The sequence below is a fragment of the Streptomyces sp. NPDC002845 genome, from assembly GCF_053591955.1.
Genome location: NZ_JBSFUU010000071.1, coordinates 1 through 18,396, shown reverse-complemented (window position 1 = coordinate 18,396; position 18,396 = coordinate 1). Strand labels below are relative to the sequence as shown.

Here is an 18,396-nt window from a genome sequence, read left to right as displayed (position 1 = left end):
GCGGACAGGGTGCGGTGGTCTACGACGCCGCCACCGGCCACGGCGTGGCGTGGTTGTCCTCACGGGGGTCCGTGTGGAGGGCCACTGCTGTACGGCGGTGGTGGTGTCCTTGTTGGCCAGGGGGGACCACCGCCGAGGCCAGGCACTTCAGAGGCCAGGCCCCTCTCTGTGTGACGTTCGAAACTCCTGATCCGTGTCTCGTAGCCCCTTACCCACTGCATTGCGGAAGCTGCGTACGCATCGGAAACAGGCGAGTGCCGGATTCACCACCTCAGCCGGAGCGAAGGGTTCAAGTTGATATTGATCCAAACTCAAAGGGTTCACTTCGAGGATGTAGCGGACGTGTGGGCCGCCGAAGTGGCCGCGGACGATGTGTGGTTGACGTTGGCGCCGCTGGAGCCGTCCTGGAAGGCTTCGTCAGCCTCGCGAAAGCGCGAGGTCAGGCGCGCAGCTGTCGGCCGATCTCCAGGTCGTCCGGCGTCAGTTCGCGCCCTTCCTCGATCTCCCACAGCGCGTTCTGCAGGATGCGCCCCAGCGTCCAGGCCCGGGCCCGTTCCCGGTCGAGGCCCAGTACGTCCGTCATCGCGTCGAAGCGCCAGTGCACCTCGTCCGGCTCGAAGCGGTTGTTCAGGGCCGGCCACAGGTCGAAGCCCGGGTCGCCGGCCAGTGGTTTCGGGTCGATGGCCAGCCAGGGGGCGCGGTCGGAGGCGAGTGCGTTGTCGAAGTGCAGGTCCCAGTGGAGGAGCCGGTCGCCGGGCTGGTCCGCGACCTCTCGTACGGCCGCCGCGCAGTCCGCGATCAGGCGCCGGTCCGCCGGGTCCGCGATCCGTGCCAGCACCGCGGGCGTCCGCTCCAGCATGTTCGCCGTGATGTCGCCGAGCCGTCGCAGCCCTTCGGGCGCCGGTACGGAGGTCAGCCGGGCCAGCAGTCGTGCGATGACGAGCACGCCGTCGCGTGAGTCCGGCACGTACGTCAACATGCGTGCCGCGTCGAGCCGTTCGAGCAGCATGGTGCCCGTGGTGGTGTCGTACTCCAGGAGCCGTACGGCCCCGTCGCCGTCCCAGGCGCGCAGGGCGACCGGTTCTCCCACGCTCTCCTCGTCGAGGAGTTGGAGCTTGAGGACGGCCGGTGTGCCGTCGGGCCGGACGACCGGGAGGACCAGTGCGCACATGCCGTACATCGACGGCCCGTCGAGGCGCAGTTCCCAGCGCTCCATGAACGCGGCGGCCTGCTCGGGCAGTGCGGCGATGAAGGCGCGGCCCGCCTCTCCGTTGACCATGTGCTGGGTGGCGGCGAGTTCTTCGGGGACGTCGATCACAAAAACAGGACACTACGCGCGCGTGTGCGTCGCGTCAGCGCGATATCCGGGGGTGCGGGAGCCCGCGGAACCACGGAATCCGAAGGAGACATCAACGAGACACCAAGGAGACACCAAGGAGACACCAAGGAGGCATCGAAGCCCGCAAGGGCTAACGTCCCGCCATGAGCAGCACGGATGCCACCGTCACTACTGTCAACGGAGAGATCTCCTTCTGGTACGCCCAGGAAGGTGCCCCCGCCCCCAGGAGCCCCCTCTCCCGGCAACGCGTCCACCGACGTCGTGATCGTCGGCGGCGGCGACGGTTATACGGGACTGTGGACGGCCGGGTGGCGGGTCACGGTTCCAGCACCACCTTGCCGATCGTGCCCCGGTTCTCCAGGGCGCGGTGGGCGGTGGCCGCCTCGGCGAGGGGGAAGCGGTGGACGGCCGGGGTGAGGCGGCCGGTGGCGGCTTCGGTGAGGGCGCGGAGTTCGAGGGTGCGGATGGGGTTGGGGCCGCCTGTCTTCTTCAGCATCTCCGGGCCGAGGACCTGCTCGGAGACGCCGTCGACGAGGTAGGGGCCGCCCTGGTGGATGCCCTCGCCGGACCAGCCGAAGACGATGTGCTTGCCGATGTGCCTGCCGGTGTGGTTGGCCGTGTGGTTGCCGGTCGGTGCGAGGAGGGCGACGGCCGCGCGGGCGACATCGCCGCCCACGCCGTCGTAGACGATCGTCACCTTGCCCCGGTACGCGGCGACGTGCCGCGTCCAGGACGGGTCCGTGTAGTCGACGGCGAGGTCGGCGCCGTTCGCGCGTACACGGGCGACCTTCTCGGGGCCGCCGGCGAGGCCGATGACGGTGGCGCCGGTGCTCTTGGCGTACTGCACGAGGAGGGTGCCGATGCCGCCCGCGGCCGCCGGGATGACGACCACGTCGTCGGGGCCGGGCTCGGCGAACCGCAGGATGCCCATCGTCGTACGGCCCGTTCCGATCAGGGCGACGGCCTGGGCGAAGTCGAGGTTGTCCGGGATCTCGTGGAGGCGGTCGACGTCGGTGACGGCGAGTTCGGCGTAGCCGCCGGGGGCGAAGCCGAGGTGGGCGACGACGCGCTTGCCGAGCCAGAGGGCCGGGGTGCCCTCGCCGAGGGACTCGACGACTCCGGCGACCTCGCGGCCGGGGATCGTGGGCAGCGGGGTCGGTTCGGGGGCGGGGCCCTGCTGCCCCTCTCTGAGGGCCGTGTCCAGCAGGTGCACTCCGGCCGCGGCGACGGCGATACGGACCTGGCCCGGGCCGGGCTCGGGGTCCTCGGCCTTCTCGTAGGTGAGGTTCTCGGCCGGGCCGAAGGCGTGCAGGCGGATGGCGTGCATCGTGGGCTCCTCTTGATGGTGAGGTGAGTGCTTGAGGGTGAGCGCTGCGGTGAGCACCTCGGTGAGCACTGCGTGGTGAGCCCAGCCTTCAACCTCAAGCATGCTTGAGGTCAAGTGGCCGGCGGTGGCCGCCCAGGTCCAGGGCCATGGACACGGCCGCGAGGGCGCTGTTGAACGACACCTCCGACAGCACACCGGGCGCCGCGACCTGGTCGCCCGCGAGGTAGACGCCGTCGCCGCGGTCCACGGCGGGACGGTCGCGCCAACTGGTGCCGGGCAGGTCCACGGCGCCCGTACGGCCGCCTGCGACGGCCTCGCGCCGCCAGGTGACGCGCTCGCGCCAGCCGTCGAAGGCGAGGTCGAGGAGGCGCTCGGCGCGGGCGATGCCGTCGGCCCGGGACTCGTGCGGCGCGATCGGGAACTGGCCCTGGAGGAGCTGCTCCCCGGCCGGGGCGAGGGTGCGGTCCTGGGCGGTGAAGCGCTCGATCCAGCCCGGCGCGTCCAGGTCGGAGACGGCGAAGGCGTCGCCCCGGCGGGTGCGTACGGCGATGTCGATGAGGGCCGTACGGCCGCTCGCCCAGGTCAGCGAGTCGTCGTCGAGGAGGCGGCGGGCGGCGTGGAGGGAGGTGGCGACGATGACGGGACCCGTGGTCGTGCCGGGGACCGTGTCTACGCGGTCTACGCGCTCTACGCGGGAGAGGGTCTCCATGCGGACGCCGAGGTTCCAGGCACGGGCGGCCATCCGGTCGATGACGTTCGCCCAGCCGCCGCGCGGATAGTGCGCCTCCGGGGGCAACTTGGTGGCCCTGCGCAGCCGTTCCTGCACGAACGCGGCCGACAGCGCGCCCGGGTCGTGGTGGAAGAGGGCGACGGCGGAGTAGTTCGCGGCGGCCCGTGCCGCCTCCTCCCCGGCCTGCTCGGTCGCCCAGGTCATGAAGTCGACGTCGATGGGCGCCTGTTGGGCCGTACGGCGAAGCAGCTTGAGCATCGCGAAGGGCGGGGTGCGGCGGAGGGCGCCCTTGTGGTGGAGGCGCAGGCGGGCGGCCTCCAGGGGCGGAATGGGGGCGAGCGGGCCGATGAGGTCGCGCTGCTTGAGCCAGGTCCAGTGCGGGCCGCCGTTGTAGAGGGCGTGCGGGCCGTCGTTGGTCTTGTACGGTCCCTCGGCGGTCCGGGCCCGTCCGCCGAGAGTGTGGTGCGCCTCGTACACGGTGACCTTCGCGCCGGCCTCCGCCGCGGTGATGGCGGCGGTCAGTCCGGCGAAGCCGCCGCCGATGACGGTGATGCGGTGCATGGGTGGGGTCTCCCTCTGGTCGGTCGGGGTTGTGTGTCTCTGAGTACGACTGATCGAGGGGGCCGGAATGTGACATGGAGGGGAGTTTTCGCAGGTCATAGGCGCTGGAGGCGTCATTGTCGGGGGCGTTGTCAGTGGTGGGGTGCAACATGGGGGCATGACGGGACGAGTGACCGGCGGGGCCGGTGTGAGGGGTGCCGGGTCCGGTGTGAAGGGGGCGCGGCGGCCGGAGGTGCGGCTGCCGCCGCTGGAGCGGTACGACGGGGCGGGGCTGGAACCTGACGGGGACTACGACGGGCTGGACTTCCGGGAGGAGGACTTCGCCGGGCAGGATGGCGGAGGCGCCCGCTTCATGGACTGCGCGCTCACGGGCTGCGCGCTGGACGAGGTCCGGCTGCACCACGCCCGCGTCCTGGACTCGGTCCTCACCGGCATACGGGGCGTGGGCACCGACCTCGCCGAGGCGACCCTGCGCGACGTGGACCTGACCGACGCGCGGCTGGGCGGAGTCCAGCTGCACGGCTCCGTCCTGGAACGGGTCGTCGTACGCGGCGGCAAGATCGACTACCTGAACCTCCGCCGCGCCCGGCTCAAGGACGTCGTCTTCGAGGGCTGCGTCCTCGTCGAGCCCGACTTCGGGGGTGCCCGGCTGGAGCGGGTGGAGTTCGTCGACTGCGCGCTGAAGGGGGCGGACTTCAGCGCGGCGACCTTCGCCGACGTCGACTTCCGGGGCGCGGCTCAGCTGGAGATCGCGCGGGGGGGGCGACCGGTTGTCGGGGACGGTGATCAGTACGGCTCAGCTGCTGGACCTGGCACCGGTGTTGGCGGCGGAGATGGGGGTTCGGGTGGAGGGCTGACGGAGTCTCCGGGGCGGATGGGCTCGGGCGAAGCCGCCGGTGCCGATGGGCTCGGAGGAAGTCGCCGGTGGGCTCGGGTGAACTCCCCGACGCCGAATGTATTAGGCGACCTCTCCGACGGTCTCAGGACACTCTCGGGAAGCGGGCCTGGAGTGTCCAGATCGCCGGGTTCTCCGCCAGGTCCTCATGGAGGTCGGTGAGGTCGGCGAGCAGGTCGTGGAGGAAGTCGCGGGCCTCACGGCGGAGTTCGGCGTGGGAGAAGGAGAGCGGGGGTTCCTCGGGAGGCATCCAGTCGGCCTCGATGTCGACCCAGCCGAAGCGGCGCTCGAAGAGCATGCGGTCGGTGGACTCGGTGAAGTCGAGCTCGGCGCGCTGGGGCCGGGCGGCACGCGAGCCCGCCGGATCCCGATCGAGCTGCTCGACGATGTCGCACAGCGCCCACGCGAAGTCGAGCACCGGCACCCATCCCCAGGCTGTGGACAGCTCCCGGTCCGCCTTGGTGTCGGCGAGGTAGACGTCACCGCAGAACAGGTCGTGCCGCAGTGCGTGCACATCCGCGCGGCGGTAGTCGGTCTGCGGGGGGTCCGGGAAGCGGAGGGAGAGGGCGTAGCCGATGTCGAGCACGTAGGTGATGGTGTCACGCCCTCGTAGGATCTCCGGCGTGTCCCGATCCGTACCGGTTGTCCCCCGACAGGCGAGCCGTCGCCGACGCCGACAGGCTGCCCTGCTCGTCCTGGCCCTGGCCCTCGCCCTCTCCGCCTCCGCGTGCACGGGGGACGGCGGAGTGCGGGGCACCCCCGGCGCCTCCGGCCTGCGCGACCCGTACTTCCCCAAGCTGGGCAACGGCGGCTACGACGTCACGCACTACGACCTGACCCTCGACTACGACCCCGGGGCGAGGCACCTGGACGGCACCGCGGTCATCACGGCACGGGCCACGCAGGACCTCAGCGCCTTCAACCTCGACCTGAGGGGGCTGGAGGTCACCGGCGTCACCGTCGACGACTCGGCGGCCCGCTGGAACCGCGCCGGCCAGGAGCTGACCGTGCGCCCGAAGGACGACCTTGACAAGGGACAGAGGTTCCGTACGACGGTCCGCTACACGGGCCGCCCGGAGACGATCATCGACCCCGACGGCTCGGAGGAGGGCTGGCTGCACACGGCCGACGGCGCCCTCGCGCTCGGCGAACCCACGGGCTCCATGTCCTGGTTCCCCGGCAACCACCACCCCTCCGACAAGGCCGCATACGACCTCGCGGTCACCGTCCCCGAGGGCCTGCACGCGGTCTCCAATGGGGAGTTGACGAACGAGTCGACCAAGAACGGCCGTACGACGTTCGTATGGCACACCGCCGACCCGATGGCGAGCTACGTGGCCACGATCGCGATCGGCCGCTACGACGTCACCCGCTCCACGACGAAGGAGGGCGGCCTGCCGGTGTACGTAGCCGTCGACCCGACCCAGTCCTCCGAGTCCTCCGAGGAGGGCGGCGAGGTCCTGGCCCGCATCCCCGAGGTCATGACCTGGGCGGAGGACACGTTCGGCCCCTACCCGTTCACCTCCACCGGCGCGATCGTCGACCGCCCGGAGGACACCGGCTACGCCCTGGAGACCCAGAACCGCCCCGTCTTCCCCGGCGCCCCCGACACCGAACTCCTTGTCCACGAACTGGCCCACCAGTGGTACGGCAACTCCGTCACCCCTCGCACCTGGCGCGACATGTGGCTCAACGAGGGCTTCGCGACGTACGCGGAGTGGCTGTGGCGGGAGGAGCAGGGCGTGGAGACGGCCCAGGAGATCTTCGACGCCCTGTACGAGGGCGACTACTACGCGGACCGCACCGACGACGAGGACATCTGGTCCTTCCCGCCCGCCGACCCACCTGACGCCGCCCACATCTCCGGCAGCCCGGTGTACGAGCGGGGCGCGATGGTCCTCCACAAGATCCGCGAGACGGTCGGCGACGCCACCTTCCGAGCCCTCCTCCGGGGCTGGGCCGCCGAACACCGCCACGGCAACGCGGACACGGCGGACTTCACGGCGTACGTCGAGAGGATGGCGCCGGACGAGGACTTCGGCGGAGTCTGGGAGGAGTGGCTGTACGGGGACGGAAAACCGGGCCGCAAGTAGTGCCCGAGCGTGCGGGAACGGTCGGACGATGATGCCATCCGCTCAGAGGTCACCCCTCAACCCGGTCATCAGATCAGCCAGTTCAGGCGGCCACAGTCCCTCGGGCGAGACGCGCAGATCCTGCGGACTCCACCAGCGCCAGCCGAGGATTCCGTCGGCGTCGTGTGCGGCGGCGAGCTGGTCACCGACAGGCTCACGGCGCGGCCCGCGTGCCATGTAGACGTGCTCGTGCCGGCGGACGGGAACGCCGGAGCGGGTGAAGTCGAGCTCCCACGTGCACAGGAGCGGGCCGAGGGTGAGATCGGTCCAGCCGGTCTCCTCCCGCAATTCCCGCAGCGCACCCTCGGGCGGAGTCTCACCGGGTTGGAGACCGCCTCCGGGCAAGGCCCAGTGGACACCGATCTCTTCGTCGTCGTACCGAAGGAGAAAGACCGAACCACCGGGATCGAGTACGGCGACACGCGCAGCCGGGCGCGGAGCGCGCAGTGCCTTGCGCAACACCGCGCAGGGCCGCCCCAGTCGCAGGTCCTGGCGCCGCTCGGCGACCTCGTACCCGAGCGCGTCCCAGAAAGCGAGGGCCTTGGGATGGTTGTCGAGGACGGCGAGTCGTACGGCGGTTCGACCGCATCCCCGGAACCGTTCCTCGACGAGCCTCGCCAACTCCTGCCCGTACCCCTTGCGCTGCTCGCCCCCGGTGATGAGCAGCAGTCCGATCCAGGGGTCCGGGTCGGTCGGGTCGGGGTGCCGGGCGAGGGTGATCGCGACCCCGACGAGCCGCCCCGCGCTCCGGGTGAGCAGCACCTCCACGTCCGGGTTCGCCAACTCCTCCGCCAGGGCGGCCGCCACCTGTTCCGGGCGGATGTCGTCCGGGTCCGGGAAGTCACCGCTGAGGGTGAAGAAGCCGTGGTTGGAGGCGTAGAGGGCGGTGAGTTCGGTGAGCAGAGGGTCCGGCAGCGTCCCGTCCTCGGGCACCCGGAGGGCTTCCAGCAGCACGCCCCGCAGGTTATCGGCCGAGTCACAGGACGGGATTGGCGGATTTGGCTCACTCGTCGCCCTCGTAAGGCCTGGTGACAGCCGTCAGAACCGAGCCAAATCTGCCAATCGCCGGCCTGCCGAGAGGAGGACCCCCAAGGGTTGACTTGGGGGTCCTCCGCGTGTGCCGTACGGCTCAGACGTTCACGCCGAAGTCCTGGGCGATGCCCACCAGGCCCGAGGCGTAGCCCTGGCCGACGGCGCGGAACTTCCACTCGGCGCCGTTGCGGTAGAGCTCGCCGAAGACCATGGCGGTCTCGGTGGCCGCGTCCTCCGACAGGTCGTAGCGGGCGATTTCGGTGCCGCCGGCCTGGTTGATGATGCGGATGTAGGCGTTGCGGACCTGGCCGAAGTTCTGGGAGCGGTTCTCGGCGTCGTAGATGGAGACCGGGAAGACAATCTTGTCGACGTCGGCCGGGAGGCCCGCCAGGTTGACGTTGATGGCCTCGTCGTCGCCCTCGCCCTCACCCGTGCGGTTGTCACCCGTGTGGACGATGGTCTGGTCCGGCGTCTGCTTGTTGTTGAAGAAGATGAAGTGGGCGTCCGAGTAGACCTTGCCCTCGGGGTTGACCGCGATCGCGGAGGCGTCGAGGTCGAAGTCCGTGCCGGTGGTGGTGCGGACGTCCCAGCCGAGGCCCACGGTGACGGCGGTCAGGCCCGGAGCCTCCTTGGTGAGCGAGACGTTGCCACCCTTGGACAGGCTTACAGCCATTGTTGGGAGTCCTTCCCTCGTTTTTGACGTTCGTGCGGTGCGTCGTGCTTGGCACTGGCTTCGTGCCGGGCTTCGTACGGGGACGAAGCTACCGTCATCCTTACGAACGCCGAGAGGGGTCCCTCAGGTTCCGTCTCGCTTTACTTTCTTTACCTGACGCCGATCATGACGCCGATCATGACGCCGATCGAAAACCCCATGACGCGGACCGGACACACGCGGGAACATGGACCCCATGTCCGGTCCCTATGTCATCCGCGGCTCCGTCTCCCTTCCCGAGGCCGAGCTCATGTGGCGTTTCTCGCGGTCCAGCGGGCCGGGCGGACAGCACGTCAACACCAGCGACTCGCAGGTGGAGTTGCGGTTCGACCTGGCGGCGACCGAAGCGCTGCCCGAGGTGTGGAAGGCGCGTGCCCTGGAGCGGCTCGGCCCGCGCCTCGTCGACGGGGTCATCAGCGTCCGCGCCTCCGAGCACCGTTCCCAGTGGCGCAACCGCGAGACCGCCGCCGTACGCCTCGCCGCCCTCCTCGCGGAGGCCACCGCACCCCCGCCCAAGCCCCGCAGGGCGACCCGCATCCCGCGCGGGATCAACGAACGGCGGCTGCGGGAGAAGAAGCAGCGGTCCGAGACCAAGCGGGGGCGGTCCGGGCGCGACTGGGGGGGTGAGTCCGGGGGTGAGTGAAGAAAGCGAGTTCGGCCTTCGCCTCGCCTTCACCTTCTTCGCCTTCCTTACCTTCCTCACCTTCTTCGCCTTCGCGATCGCGCACGGTCGGTTCACCGGGATCCAGGTCACCCCAACCGCCGATACCGCCCCCGGAAATACGCCAACGGCCCCCCATCCGCACTCGGCACCCCCGCCGCCAGCACCCGCCCGATCACCAGCGTGTGGTCCCCGGCCGGCACCCGTTGCTCGGTGCGGCACTCCAGGGTTGCCAGCGCGCCGCCCACCAAGAGGGCCCCGGAGGCCTCGCCCCGGGTGTACGGGATGTCCTCGAACAGCAGGCGGTCGCTCACGCGGCCCTTCATGGCGAAGCGGCCCGCGATGTGGCGCTGGCTCTCGGAGAGGACGGAGACGGCCCACAGGGGCTGTTCGGCGAGCAGGTCGTCCATGCGGGAGCCCTCGCGGAGGCTGACCATGACGAGGGGCGGGTCGAGGGAGACGGACATGAAGGAGGTGGCCGTCATGCCGACGTCCTCGCCGCGCGGGCCGTCGGGGTCCAGCGCGGCCTCGTGCGCGGTCACCAGGACCACACCCGCGGCCAGCCGGGACATGGCGGCGCGGAACTCGTCTTCGCTCACCCCCTCAGCATGCCCGGAGGGGGCGTTGACGGACGGGGCAGGGGGAGTGTTCAGCACGCCCGAACGCTAGTCTCGGGCCATCGGCGACCGCATCGGACCACAGCCCGATGCGGGACCTAGGCCCTCCGGCCGACACCGGGCCTCCAGGTCTCTGCCATGCCGCCGCGGAGGCCGGCATGAGACCCGATATGAGACCCGATATGAGACCCGATATGAGACCCGATGCGACACCCCGATACGAGACCCCGATCACATTCGTTCGGCATCGCTCAAGGGGTCTGCACAGAGCCCTGAATTGTGTTCAGCAAACGTGCAGCGAAAACGCGGAAGCCCCACTCAATTGTTCATCTTTGTCTGTGACTTGAGTCACAGGAGGGCTTTTTTGTTGACCCTGTGTACCGAGTGGGCTTCGCGCTGTGATTCAGTGGCGGGGATGCTGCACCAGGTACAGCGAGCACCAGGTACAGCAACAGGACAGCAACCCACTAAGCCGATGAGTACGCCGAAGGCAACCCTGGAGTTGGTGCGAGTTCTCGGGGGGAGGGCGAATGGAGACCGAGTCGGAGCCGTATGTCCGGCTTGCGACCCTGCGACAGCTGCACCAGGTCATGGCGGACATGAACACCGCCCGGAGTCTGGCGGACACACTGCAGACCGTCGCCGACGGCGTGGTCAACGGACTCGGTTACGAGCTGGCGGCCGTCAACCTCGTACGCCCGGACGGGGACCTCGTGGTCGCGGCCCTCGCGGGCAACTCGGCCGCCGAGGCGCTCATCACCGGCCGGGTCGGCTCGCGCGCCTCCTGGGACCGCCGGCTGAACATGGGCGAGGCCTGGGGCGACCTGCGGTTCATACCGCATACCGAGGGCTGGGTCCTCGACGAGGACGACGTGCCGCAGTGGTACACCGACGGACCCCCGCCCCGCTTCGAGAACGAGTGGCACCCTTCCGACCGCCTCTTCGCGCCGATGTACACCCCGGGCGCCACCGCCGGCGCCGCCTGCGGTGAGCTGCTCGGCGTGATCTCCGTGGACCGCCCGCGCAATGGGCGGCTGCCCGGCGCATGGGGGCGCGAGGCGCTTCAGATGTACGCCTTCCAGGCCGCCATCGCGATCAGCAACGCGCGTCTACGCGCGAATATGCAACGCGCACTTGTTCGGCTTGAGCGGGAACAGCAGGCCCTGCGGGCGAGCGAGGAGAGCTTCCGGCAGGCCTTCGAGTACGCCCCCTCCGGCATGGCCATCGCCGAGATGGGCGGCGACCAGCACGGGCGGATACTCCGGACGAACGACGCGCTGTGCCGTCTCCTCGGGCGCCCGGCCTCCGCCATGCGCCGGTACTCGTTCTCCGACCTCGTCCACCCCGAGGACATAGGCACGCTCCTGCGCACCTCCGCCGAGGGCGGGCGTGCCGAGCTGCGGCTCGGGCGCCGGGACGGGACGTACGTCTGGGTGTCCCTGCGCAACTCCGTCGTCGCCGACGCCGCCGACGGGCCCCGCTTCCTGCTCACCCACGTCGAGGACATCGAGGACCGCAAGCGCCGCGAGCTCCAGCTCGCCCACCGCGCCTCCCACGACTCCCTCACCGGCCTGCCGAACTCCGCCGAGCTGCGCTCCCGGCTCTCCGCCCGCCTCTGCCAGCGCCCGCAGTCCGTGGCGCCCGGCGCGGTCGACACCGTCGACGCGGCGTACGGGCACGGGCCGTACGCCGTGGCACAGCACCCGGCGGCGTACGACGGCACGATGTACGCCGCCGACGGGCACGGCTTCGACTTCGGCTCGGGCCACGGCCACGGCCCCGGCTCCGGATCGGGGCCGTACGACGCCTTCGACCACCATGTGCACACCGTCGCCCCCGAGAGCGAGCGGGACGACGGCACCAAGGGGCTCGCGGTGCTCTTCTGCGACCTCGACGGCTTCAAGTCGATCAACGACCGGTTCGGGCACAACGCGGGCGACGCGGTGCTCATCGAGGTCGCCCGGCGGCTCAGCCGGGCCGTGCGGGACGGCGACACGGTCGCCCGCCTCGGCGGCGACGAGTTCGTGGTCCTCGCCGACGGGCTCGGCCGCGCCGACGCCCAGGACCTCGCCGTACGACTGCGCAACGAGATCATCCAGCCGATACGGGTCGACGGGCGCGCCATGCGGGTCGGCGCGAGCTTCGGCATCGGGTGGGCGCACTGCGGCATGACGGCGGACGAAGTCCTGAAATCCGCTGACGAGCGGATGTACATCGAGAAACGATCTCGTCCCAAACAGCACCGACGTGCCGGATGACCTGTCGCGACTCCCAGGTCAGCGAGATGATGCGGTCGGAGTCACCCGTTTGGGTCAGCCGAAGCGGGTAGGCTCGCACTCCTGACACCACGCGCAACACCCGCACAGGCCCACGTACCGCATCTGTACCGCACCGCTGAGGAGACCTAGGGATGACGCCCGGCAACAACGGCGCGAGCACGCCCGAGGACGACGACCCGTTCGGCTACCTGTACGCCGACGGGCAGGCCCGGGGAGCCCAGCCGCCCACGGGGGGCTACGGCTACCCGAACGCGGTCAACAGGGTGCGGACGGTCGGCGAGCGCCAGTACGGCGGCCAGCAGGCCCAGCAGCCTCAGCCTCCGCAGGCGCCGACGGCCCAGTACGGCCAGGCCGCCCCGCAGCAGCAGGGCTACGGCCAGCAGCAGGGTTACGGGCAGCCGAACGCGCACTACCAGGCTCCCGAGGCCTACCCCGGCGGCCAGTCCACCACCCGTCAGCAGTCGTACGACGGCGGTGGCCGGGGCGGCGGCCCCAACACCAAGGGGCTTCTCATCGGCGCGATCGCCGTGGTCGCCGCCGTCGTCATAGGCATCGGTATCGCGATGCTCGGCGGCGACGACGACCCGGGCGCCCAGGACAACCCCGGAACCTCCGCCGCTCCCTCGGCTGAGGAGAGCACCGAGCCCAGCCCCTCGGCGTCCGACGACGCCGAGGAAAAGGTCGAGCTGCCGACCACCGACGCCCAGGTACTGTCCCTCGACGGCGGGGCCACCCTGTCGTCAGACATCAGCGGCGCCAAGGCGGACGGCGGGGTGTACGTGACCGGCTTCAACGCGGTCGGCGCGTCGGTGACGTGGAACGTGGAAGACGTTCCCGAGGAGGGCAGCTACCGCCTGTACGTCAACTACGGCGTGCCCGGCAAGGACGCCGATGCCACCCTCACGGTCAACGGCGAGGCCCAGAGCCGCCCGCTCAACCTGGCGAACTTCTCGAAGGCCGCCGAGGGCGACTACGAGAAGGGCTGGACGGAGACCTGGGCGGTCGTCCAGCTGACCAAGGGCACCAACATCATCAAGATCTCCTGCGAGCAGGGGAACAAGTGCGACGCCAACATCGACCAGCTGTATCTGGCCGAGGACCTGTAATAGAGGACCTGTAGTACGGGCGTCATACCGGTAATACCGGCGTCATACCGGCGACTAATGCCGCGACGCGGTGAGCCCGTCCTCTCACCCGGCTCAGGCCTGACTCAGGCCGCCGTCGCCTCGCCCGTCACCCGTACCTTCCCCACCAGCTCCTCGTAGACCCCCCGGTCGAACTCGCCCGCCACCGGCGCCGCCACGGTCGCCGCCGACAGGGCGACGGCTCGGGCCAGGCGCTGTGGCCATGGCAGGTGTTCGATCAGGCCGGACAAGAGGCCCGCGACCGCGGAGTCGCCCGCCCCTGTCGGATTGCCGCGTAGCGCACCCGGTGGGGCGGCGCGCCAGTGGCCCTCGGTGGTGTGGGCGAGCAGGCCCTCGGGGCCCAGGGAGGCGACGACGGTGTGGGCGCCGCGCCGGCGGGCGTCCCGGGTGGCCCGGGAGGGGTCGTGGGAGCCGGTGAGTTCGGCGAGTTCCTCGGCGTTCGGCTTCACGAAGTCCGGGCGGGCCGCGACCCCCCGGCGCAACGGCTCCCCGCTGGTGTCCAGCAGCACCGGGACGCCCGCCGCCCGCGCCGTACGGACGAGCCCGGCGTACGCCCCCACGGGCACCCCCGGTGGCAGGCTGCCGCACAGGGCCACGGCCGAGGCGGAGCGCAGCAGGTCCTCGTACGCCTCCTGGAAGGCGGACCACTCGGCGGGGGCTGTCGGCGGGCCGGGTTCGTTGAGCTGAGTCGTGTGACCGGTCGCGTCCACGACGGCTATGGTGCGCCGCGTCGCCCCCTCGACCGGGACCAGCGCGTCCACGACCCCGGGGGTGTCCTTGAGGTGGTCCCGCAGAGTGCGCCCGGTCGCGCCGCCCGCGAAGCCCGTGACCGTGACCGCGTGGCCGAGGGCGGCCAGGACGCGGGCCACGTTCAGCCCTTTGCCGCCGGGCCGTTCGGTCACCTCGGTCACCCGGTGCGAGGCGTGGGGCATGAGGTCCCGTACGCGATAGGTGATGTCGAGAGCGGTGTTCGGCGTGACCGTGAGGATCACCTGGGCGACCTCCCCCGAAGAAATCCTGAATGCGCTTGCCGTCTGCCCGTTCGGAGGCCTGATCATGTTCAATTGGAGGCCCGAACATGTCAAACGGACGGCGGTCGTCCCACCGGCACCAGTCTCGCAGGACAACCGCCTCCCTCAACAGCTGGACACATCACCCCAGTTGGGGTTCAACCACCCATTCGCCCCGGCGCATCACGCCCTTGAGCCCGAACTCCGCGTCGAGGACCACCAGATCGGCGTCCTTGCCCGGCTCCAGAGAGCCCACCCTGTCGTCCATTCCCAGCAGACGTGCCGGGTTGGCGGACAATGCGGCGACGACGTCCTCGACGGGGAGCCGGTCGACGGTGACGGCCCGCTGGAAGGCGCGGTCCAGGGTGAGCGTCGAGCCCGCGATCGAGCCGCCCTCCACCAGGCGGGCGACGCCGTCCGCCACCTCGACCTCCAGCGGGCCGAGCATGTAGCGGCCGTCGCCGAAGCCGGCCGCGTCCATGGCGTCCGTGATGAACGCGACCCGCTCGCGGCCCGCGTGATGGAACGCCAGCTGGAGGGAGGCCGGGTGGAGATGGGTGCCGTCGTTGATCAGCTCGACGGTCACCCGCTCGTCCTCCAGGAGGGCCGCGATCGGGCCGGGGGCCCGGTGCCCGAGCGTCGGCATCGCGTTGAACAGGTGCGTCGCCACGGTCGCCCCCGCCTCGATCGCCGCCACCGTCTCCTCGTACGTCGCGTCCGTGTGCCCGACGGCCGCGATCACCCCGTGCTCGGCCAGCAGCCGTACGGAGTCGATGCCTCCCGGCAGCTCGGTGGCGAGCGTGACCATGCTGGCCCGGCCGCGCGCCGCGTCGATCAGCTTGCGGACCGCGGCCGGGTCCGGGTCGCGCAGCAGTTCCTCGGAGTGCGCGCCCTTGCGGCACGGCGAGATGAACGGTCCCTCGAAGTGGATGCCCGCGATGTCGCCCTGCTCGGCCAGCTCGGACAGGAGCCCGGCCCGCTGGGCGAGGGCGTCCATGTCACCGGTGACGGTCGAGGCGACGAGGGTGGTGGTGCCGTGCAGCCGGTGGGTGTGAACGCCCTTGAGGACCTCCTCCACCGTGCCCGAGGTGAAGGACGCGCCGCCGCCGCCGTGGTTGTGGATGTCGACGAAGCCGGGGACCACCCAGTGGCCGCGGAGGTCGATGGTCTCGGCGGCTTCGGGAGCGTGCCCGGTGATTTGCGCGCCCTCGACGATCACTTGGCCGTCGTTCACGATTCCTGTGGGGAGCACGACTTTGGCTCCGCTGAGGACTTTGCACAGCGCCGCGCGGGCAGGGCTGTGCGGGGCGGTGGGGGCTTGTCGCGCCCCTGCGACGGAGTCGCATGATGTCACGCCCCGCGCCCCAGAAGGGGCGCGGCTGACGTGCGGGCTCGTGGCCATCTGGGGGGGTACCTCCGAAGGGTCGGTGGAGTCGAGGAGGAGGTCCCAGGCCAGTAGCCCGGCGCCGAGGCATCCCGCGGTGTCGCCGAGGGCCGCCGGGACGATGGACGGCAGCTTCTGGAAGGTGACGCGCTGTGCGACGGCGGTCCGGAGCGGTGTGAACAAGGTTTCCCCCGCCTCGGCCAGCCCGCCACCGATGATCAGCGTGCGCGGGTCCAGCAGGGTGAGCGCGGTGACGAGCCCGTCGGCCAGGGCGTCCACGGCGTTCTGCCAGACGGTCAGGGCGCGGGTGTCCCCGGACCGGACGGCCTTCGCGCAGTCCGCCGCGTCCGCTTCCCGGTCCCCCGTCGCCTCGGCCCAGGCCTGGCTGACCGCCGCAGCCGACGCGAACCGTTCCAGACAGCCGCGCTGACCGCACGGACAGGGGGTCCCCCCGGGGCGTACGACGATGTGGCCGATCTCGCCCGCGAAACCGTGCGCCCCCGCCTCCACCCGGCCACCGATGCCGATCGCGCCCGCGATACCGGTCCCGAGCGGCACGAACAGGAACCGGTCGGCACCCCGGCCCGCCCCGATCCGCCCCTCGGCGAGCCCGCCGGTGCGTACGTCGTGGCCGAGGGCGACCGGGACGCCGTCCAGCCGCTCGGCGAGCAGCGCGCGCAGCGGGACGTCGCGCCAGCCGAGGTTGGCGGCGTACACCGCGATGCCGTTCTCGGCGTCCACGATGCCGGGCACGGCGACCCCGGCGGCCGCCGCGGGCTCGCCGAAGCGCCGCTCGCCGTGCGCGCGCAGCTCGGCGGCGAAGGCGAGGATCGTCTCCACGACGGCGTCCGGCCCGCGCTCGCGCTCGGTGGCCCGGCGGGCCTGGTGCAGCAGCTCGCCGTCGGCCCCGACCAGGGCGGCCTTCATCCCGGTGCCGCCCACGTCCAGGGCGATGACATGTCTCACGGGGACAGTGTGGCGCCTTGACCCTCAAGAGGTCTAGTCCACTTACGGGGTGTAGGCCTGATGTTCGACGGTGATGGCGGAGAACGCGGGGTAGGTGTGTCCTGTCCGTCCTGCCTGCTCTGTCCGTTGTCAGTGCCGCCGGTTACGGTTTTCGGCATGGGTGAGATGGACGAGGGGGGTGCGATGGGCGAGCTCGACGTGCGGGAGAAGGCCATCCTCGCCATGGAGCGCCGTGGCATCGACGGGCCCGGGGCCAAGGAGCGGGCGATACGGGAGGAGCTGGGGCTGGCGCCGGTGCGGTACTACCAGGTGCTCAACGCCCTGCTCGACGACCAGCGGGCCCTGGCCCACGACCCGGTGACCGTGAACCGGTTGCGGAGGGTGCGGGAAGCTCGGCGGGCGGAGCGGTGAGGAGGGATGAGGAGGGGGAGTGGCCGTGAGAATGAGGAGGGTTGTGCCAGGGGTGCGGTCCGTCGTGCGTGGATAGGGTCGGGGTATGGGCAGCCATCAGGACTTCAAGGGTTCCGGGGACTCCGAGGGCTCTACGGCCCCCACTGATCTCATCGCCTCCTTGCCGACGCCCGGGACCTCCGCCGGGCGGAACGGGCTCGACGCGATTCTCGCCCGGCCCGACCGTGCGGTGATCGCGCTCGACTTCGACGGCACGCTCGCGCCCATCGTCGCCGACCCCGAACAGGCCCGCGCGCATCCGGACGCGCTTCCCGCGCTCGCGGCCCTCGCCCCGAAGGTCGCCTCCGTCGCCGTGATCACGGGGCGTCCGGCCGAGGTCGCGGTCCGATACGGCGGTTTCGCGGGCGTTTCCGGCCTGGATCACCTCGTCGTACTCGGCCACTACGGTGCCGAGCGCTGGGACGCGGTGACCGGAACCGTCACGGCTCCGCCTGCGCACCCCGGTGTGGCAGCCGCACGCGCCGAGTTGCCCGGGCTGCTCGACGGGGCCGGGGCCTGGCAGGGCGCCTGGGTCGAGGAGAAAGGCCACGCGGTCGCCGTCCACACGCGGCGGGCCACCGACCCCCAGGCCGCCTTCGAGGCCCTGCGGGCCCCCCTCACCGACCTCGCCGTCCGCCACGGCCTCATCGTCGAACCCGGCCGCCTGGTCCTCGAACTCCGTCCGCCGGGGATGGACAAGGGGGTCGCGTTGAGGGAGTACGTCCGCGATGTGGGCGCCGAGGCCGTCCTCTACGCCGGTGACGACCTGGGCGACCTGCCCGCCTTCGCCGCCGTCGAGGAACTCCGGAGGGCCGGTATCCCGGGGGTGCTGGTGTGCAGCGGGAGTTCCGAGGTGACGGAGTTGGAGAAGCGGGCGGATGTGGTGGTCGGGGGTCCGGAGGGGGTTGTGGGCGTGCTGACGGGGCTGGCGGCGGCCATCAGGGGGACAGCGGCAGGGGGGTGAGCGTGGGGATTTTTCGCCCCCGCCGCCCCTACCCGTCCCATCCCTGGGGCGCTGCCCCGGACCCCCGCTGGGGGCTGCGCCCCCAGGCCCCCGGGTGGGTGGGACGGTGCGGGTGAGTGGGTGGTTCATCGGCCTTGCGGCCTCGTCCTCAAGCGCCGGACGGGCTGGAGGGGGCTGGGGTGGCTGGGGTGG

The 18,396-nt window shown here is 71.1% G+C and carries 15 protein-coding genes and 2 pseudogenes; 7 read left to right on the top strand and 10 right to left on the bottom strand.

From position 1 onward, the window contains the following. Positions 1–439: 439 nt before the first annotated feature. The 3 genes from ACWD3C_RS36375 to ACWD3C_RS36365 form a co-directional block, all read right to left on the bottom strand. The gene (locus ACWD3C_RS36375; protein WP_451150893.1) at positions 440–1,279 is read right to left on the bottom strand and encodes an aminoglycoside phosphotransferase family protein; all 840 of its coding nucleotides are present in this window, start codon (positions 1,277–1,279) and stop codon (positions 440–442) included. A 376-nt stretch (positions 1,280–1,655) separates the two neighbouring features. After that, entirely contained in the window at positions 1,656–2,666 is a 1,011-nt protein-coding gene (locus ACWD3C_RS36370; protein ID WP_451150891.1) for a zinc-binding dehydrogenase, read from the bottom strand. A gap of 94 nt (positions 2,667–2,760) precedes the next feature. Continuing rightward, a complete protein-coding gene (locus ACWD3C_RS36365) occupies positions 2,761–3,957 on the bottom strand; it encodes an FAD-dependent oxidoreductase (protein WP_451150827.1) in 1,197 nt (398 codons plus the stop codon). Between the two features lie 157 nt (positions 3,958–4,114). Between ACWD3C_RS36365 and ACWD3C_RS36360 the strand changes: the two are divergent. Next, positions 4,115–4,814 (top strand): annotated as a pseudogene (locus ACWD3C_RS36360) (pentapeptide repeat-containing protein). A 123-nt stretch (positions 4,815–4,937) separates the two neighbouring features. Here the strand turns inward: ACWD3C_RS36360 and ACWD3C_RS36355 are convergent. Next, positions 4,938–5,438, bottom strand: a complete 501-nt coding sequence (locus ACWD3C_RS36355) for a hypothetical protein (RefSeq protein ID WP_451150825.1) — start codon at positions 5,436–5,438, stop codon at positions 4,938–4,940. 37 nt (positions 5,439–5,475) lie between these two features. On the opposite strand from ACWD3C_RS36355, the gene ACWD3C_RS36350 reads away from it, so the two are divergent. Further along, positions 5,476–6,945 (top strand): M1 family metallopeptidase, encoded by a 1,470-nt coding sequence (locus tag ACWD3C_RS36350; protein ID WP_451150823.1) that lies wholly within the window; start codon positions 5,476–5,478, stop codon positions 6,943–6,945. A 42-nt stretch (positions 6,946–6,987) separates the two neighbouring features. Here the strand turns inward: ACWD3C_RS36350 and ACWD3C_RS36345 are convergent, their stop codons facing one another. Beyond that, positions 6,988–7,938: a GNAT family N-acetyltransferase gene (locus ACWD3C_RS36345; protein WP_451150821.1), complete on the bottom strand. Its 951-nt coding sequence runs from the start codon at positions 7,936–7,938 to the stop codon at positions 6,988–6,990. A 175-nt stretch (positions 7,939–8,113) separates the two neighbouring features. Further along, entirely contained in the window at positions 8,114–8,689 is a 576-nt protein-coding gene (locus ACWD3C_RS36340; RefSeq protein WP_451150819.1) for a TerD family protein, read from the bottom strand. A gap of 226 nt (positions 8,690–8,915) precedes the next feature. Between ACWD3C_RS36340 and arfB the strand changes: the two genes are divergently transcribed. Further along, positions 8,916–9,371: an alternative ribosome rescue aminoacyl-tRNA hydrolase ArfB gene (gene arfB / locus ACWD3C_RS36335; RefSeq protein ID WP_451150817.1), complete on the top strand. Its 456-nt coding sequence runs from the start codon at positions 8,916–8,918 to the stop codon at positions 9,369–9,371. A gap of 107 nt (positions 9,372–9,478) precedes the next feature. Here arfB and ACWD3C_RS36330 read toward each other — a convergent pair whose 3' ends face one another. Further along, entirely contained in the window at positions 9,479–10,045 is a 567-nt protein-coding gene (locus tag ACWD3C_RS36330) for a flavin reductase family protein (RefSeq protein ID WP_451150815.1), read from the bottom strand. A 491-nt stretch (positions 10,046–10,536) separates the two neighbouring features. On the opposite strand from ACWD3C_RS36330, the gene cdgB reads away from it, so the two are divergent. Both cdgB and ACWD3C_RS36320 read left to right on the top strand, forming a co-directional pair. Beyond that, positions 10,537–12,264, top strand: coding sequence for a diguanylate cyclase CdgB (cdgB, locus tag ACWD3C_RS36325; RefSeq protein ID WP_451150813.1), 1,728 nt, complete (start codon positions 10,537–10,539; stop codon positions 12,262–12,264). Between the two features lie 152 nt (positions 12,265–12,416). Then, positions 12,417–13,391, top strand: coding sequence for a CBM35 domain-containing protein (locus ACWD3C_RS36320; RefSeq protein WP_451150811.1), 975 nt, complete (start codon positions 12,417–12,419; stop codon positions 13,389–13,391). A 104-nt stretch (positions 13,392–13,495) separates the two neighbouring features. On the opposite strand, the gene ACWD3C_RS36315 is transcribed toward ACWD3C_RS36320, so the two are convergent. The 3 genes and pseudogenes from ACWD3C_RS36315 to ACWD3C_RS36305 all read right to left on the bottom strand — a co-directional run. Continuing rightward, positions 13,496–14,422, bottom strand: coding sequence for a 1-phosphofructokinase (locus ACWD3C_RS36315; RefSeq protein ID WP_451150809.1), 927 nt, complete (start codon positions 14,420–14,422; stop codon positions 13,496–13,498). A 160-nt stretch (positions 14,423–14,582) separates the two neighbouring features. Continuing rightward, complete coding sequence (gene nagA / locus ACWD3C_RS36310; RefSeq protein ID WP_451150889.1) at positions 14,583–15,842, bottom strand: N-acetylglucosamine-6-phosphate deacetylase; 1,260 nt, start codon at positions 15,840–15,842, stop codon at positions 14,583–14,585. Between the two features lie 60 nt (positions 15,843–15,902). Then, positions 15,903–16,766, bottom strand: a pseudogene (locus tag ACWD3C_RS36305) (ROK family protein); the annotation flags it as partial. Positions 16,767–16,973: 207 nt separating this feature from the next. Between ACWD3C_RS36305 and ACWD3C_RS36300 the strand changes: the two are divergent. Together ACWD3C_RS36300 and otsB are read left to right on the top strand one after the other, a co-directional pair. Next, positions 16,974–17,201 carry a DUF3263 domain-containing protein gene (locus ACWD3C_RS36300; protein ID WP_451150887.1) on the top strand — a complete coding sequence of 76 codons (228 nt, stop codon included), beginning with the start codon at positions 16,974–16,976 and terminating at the stop codon, positions 17,199–17,201. Positions 17,202–17,286: 85 nt separating this feature from the next. After that, complete coding sequence (otsB, locus tag ACWD3C_RS36295; RefSeq protein ID WP_451150807.1) at positions 17,287–18,204, top strand: trehalose-phosphatase; 918 nt, start codon at positions 17,287–17,289, stop codon at positions 18,202–18,204. Positions 18,205–18,396 lie beyond the last annotated feature (192 nt).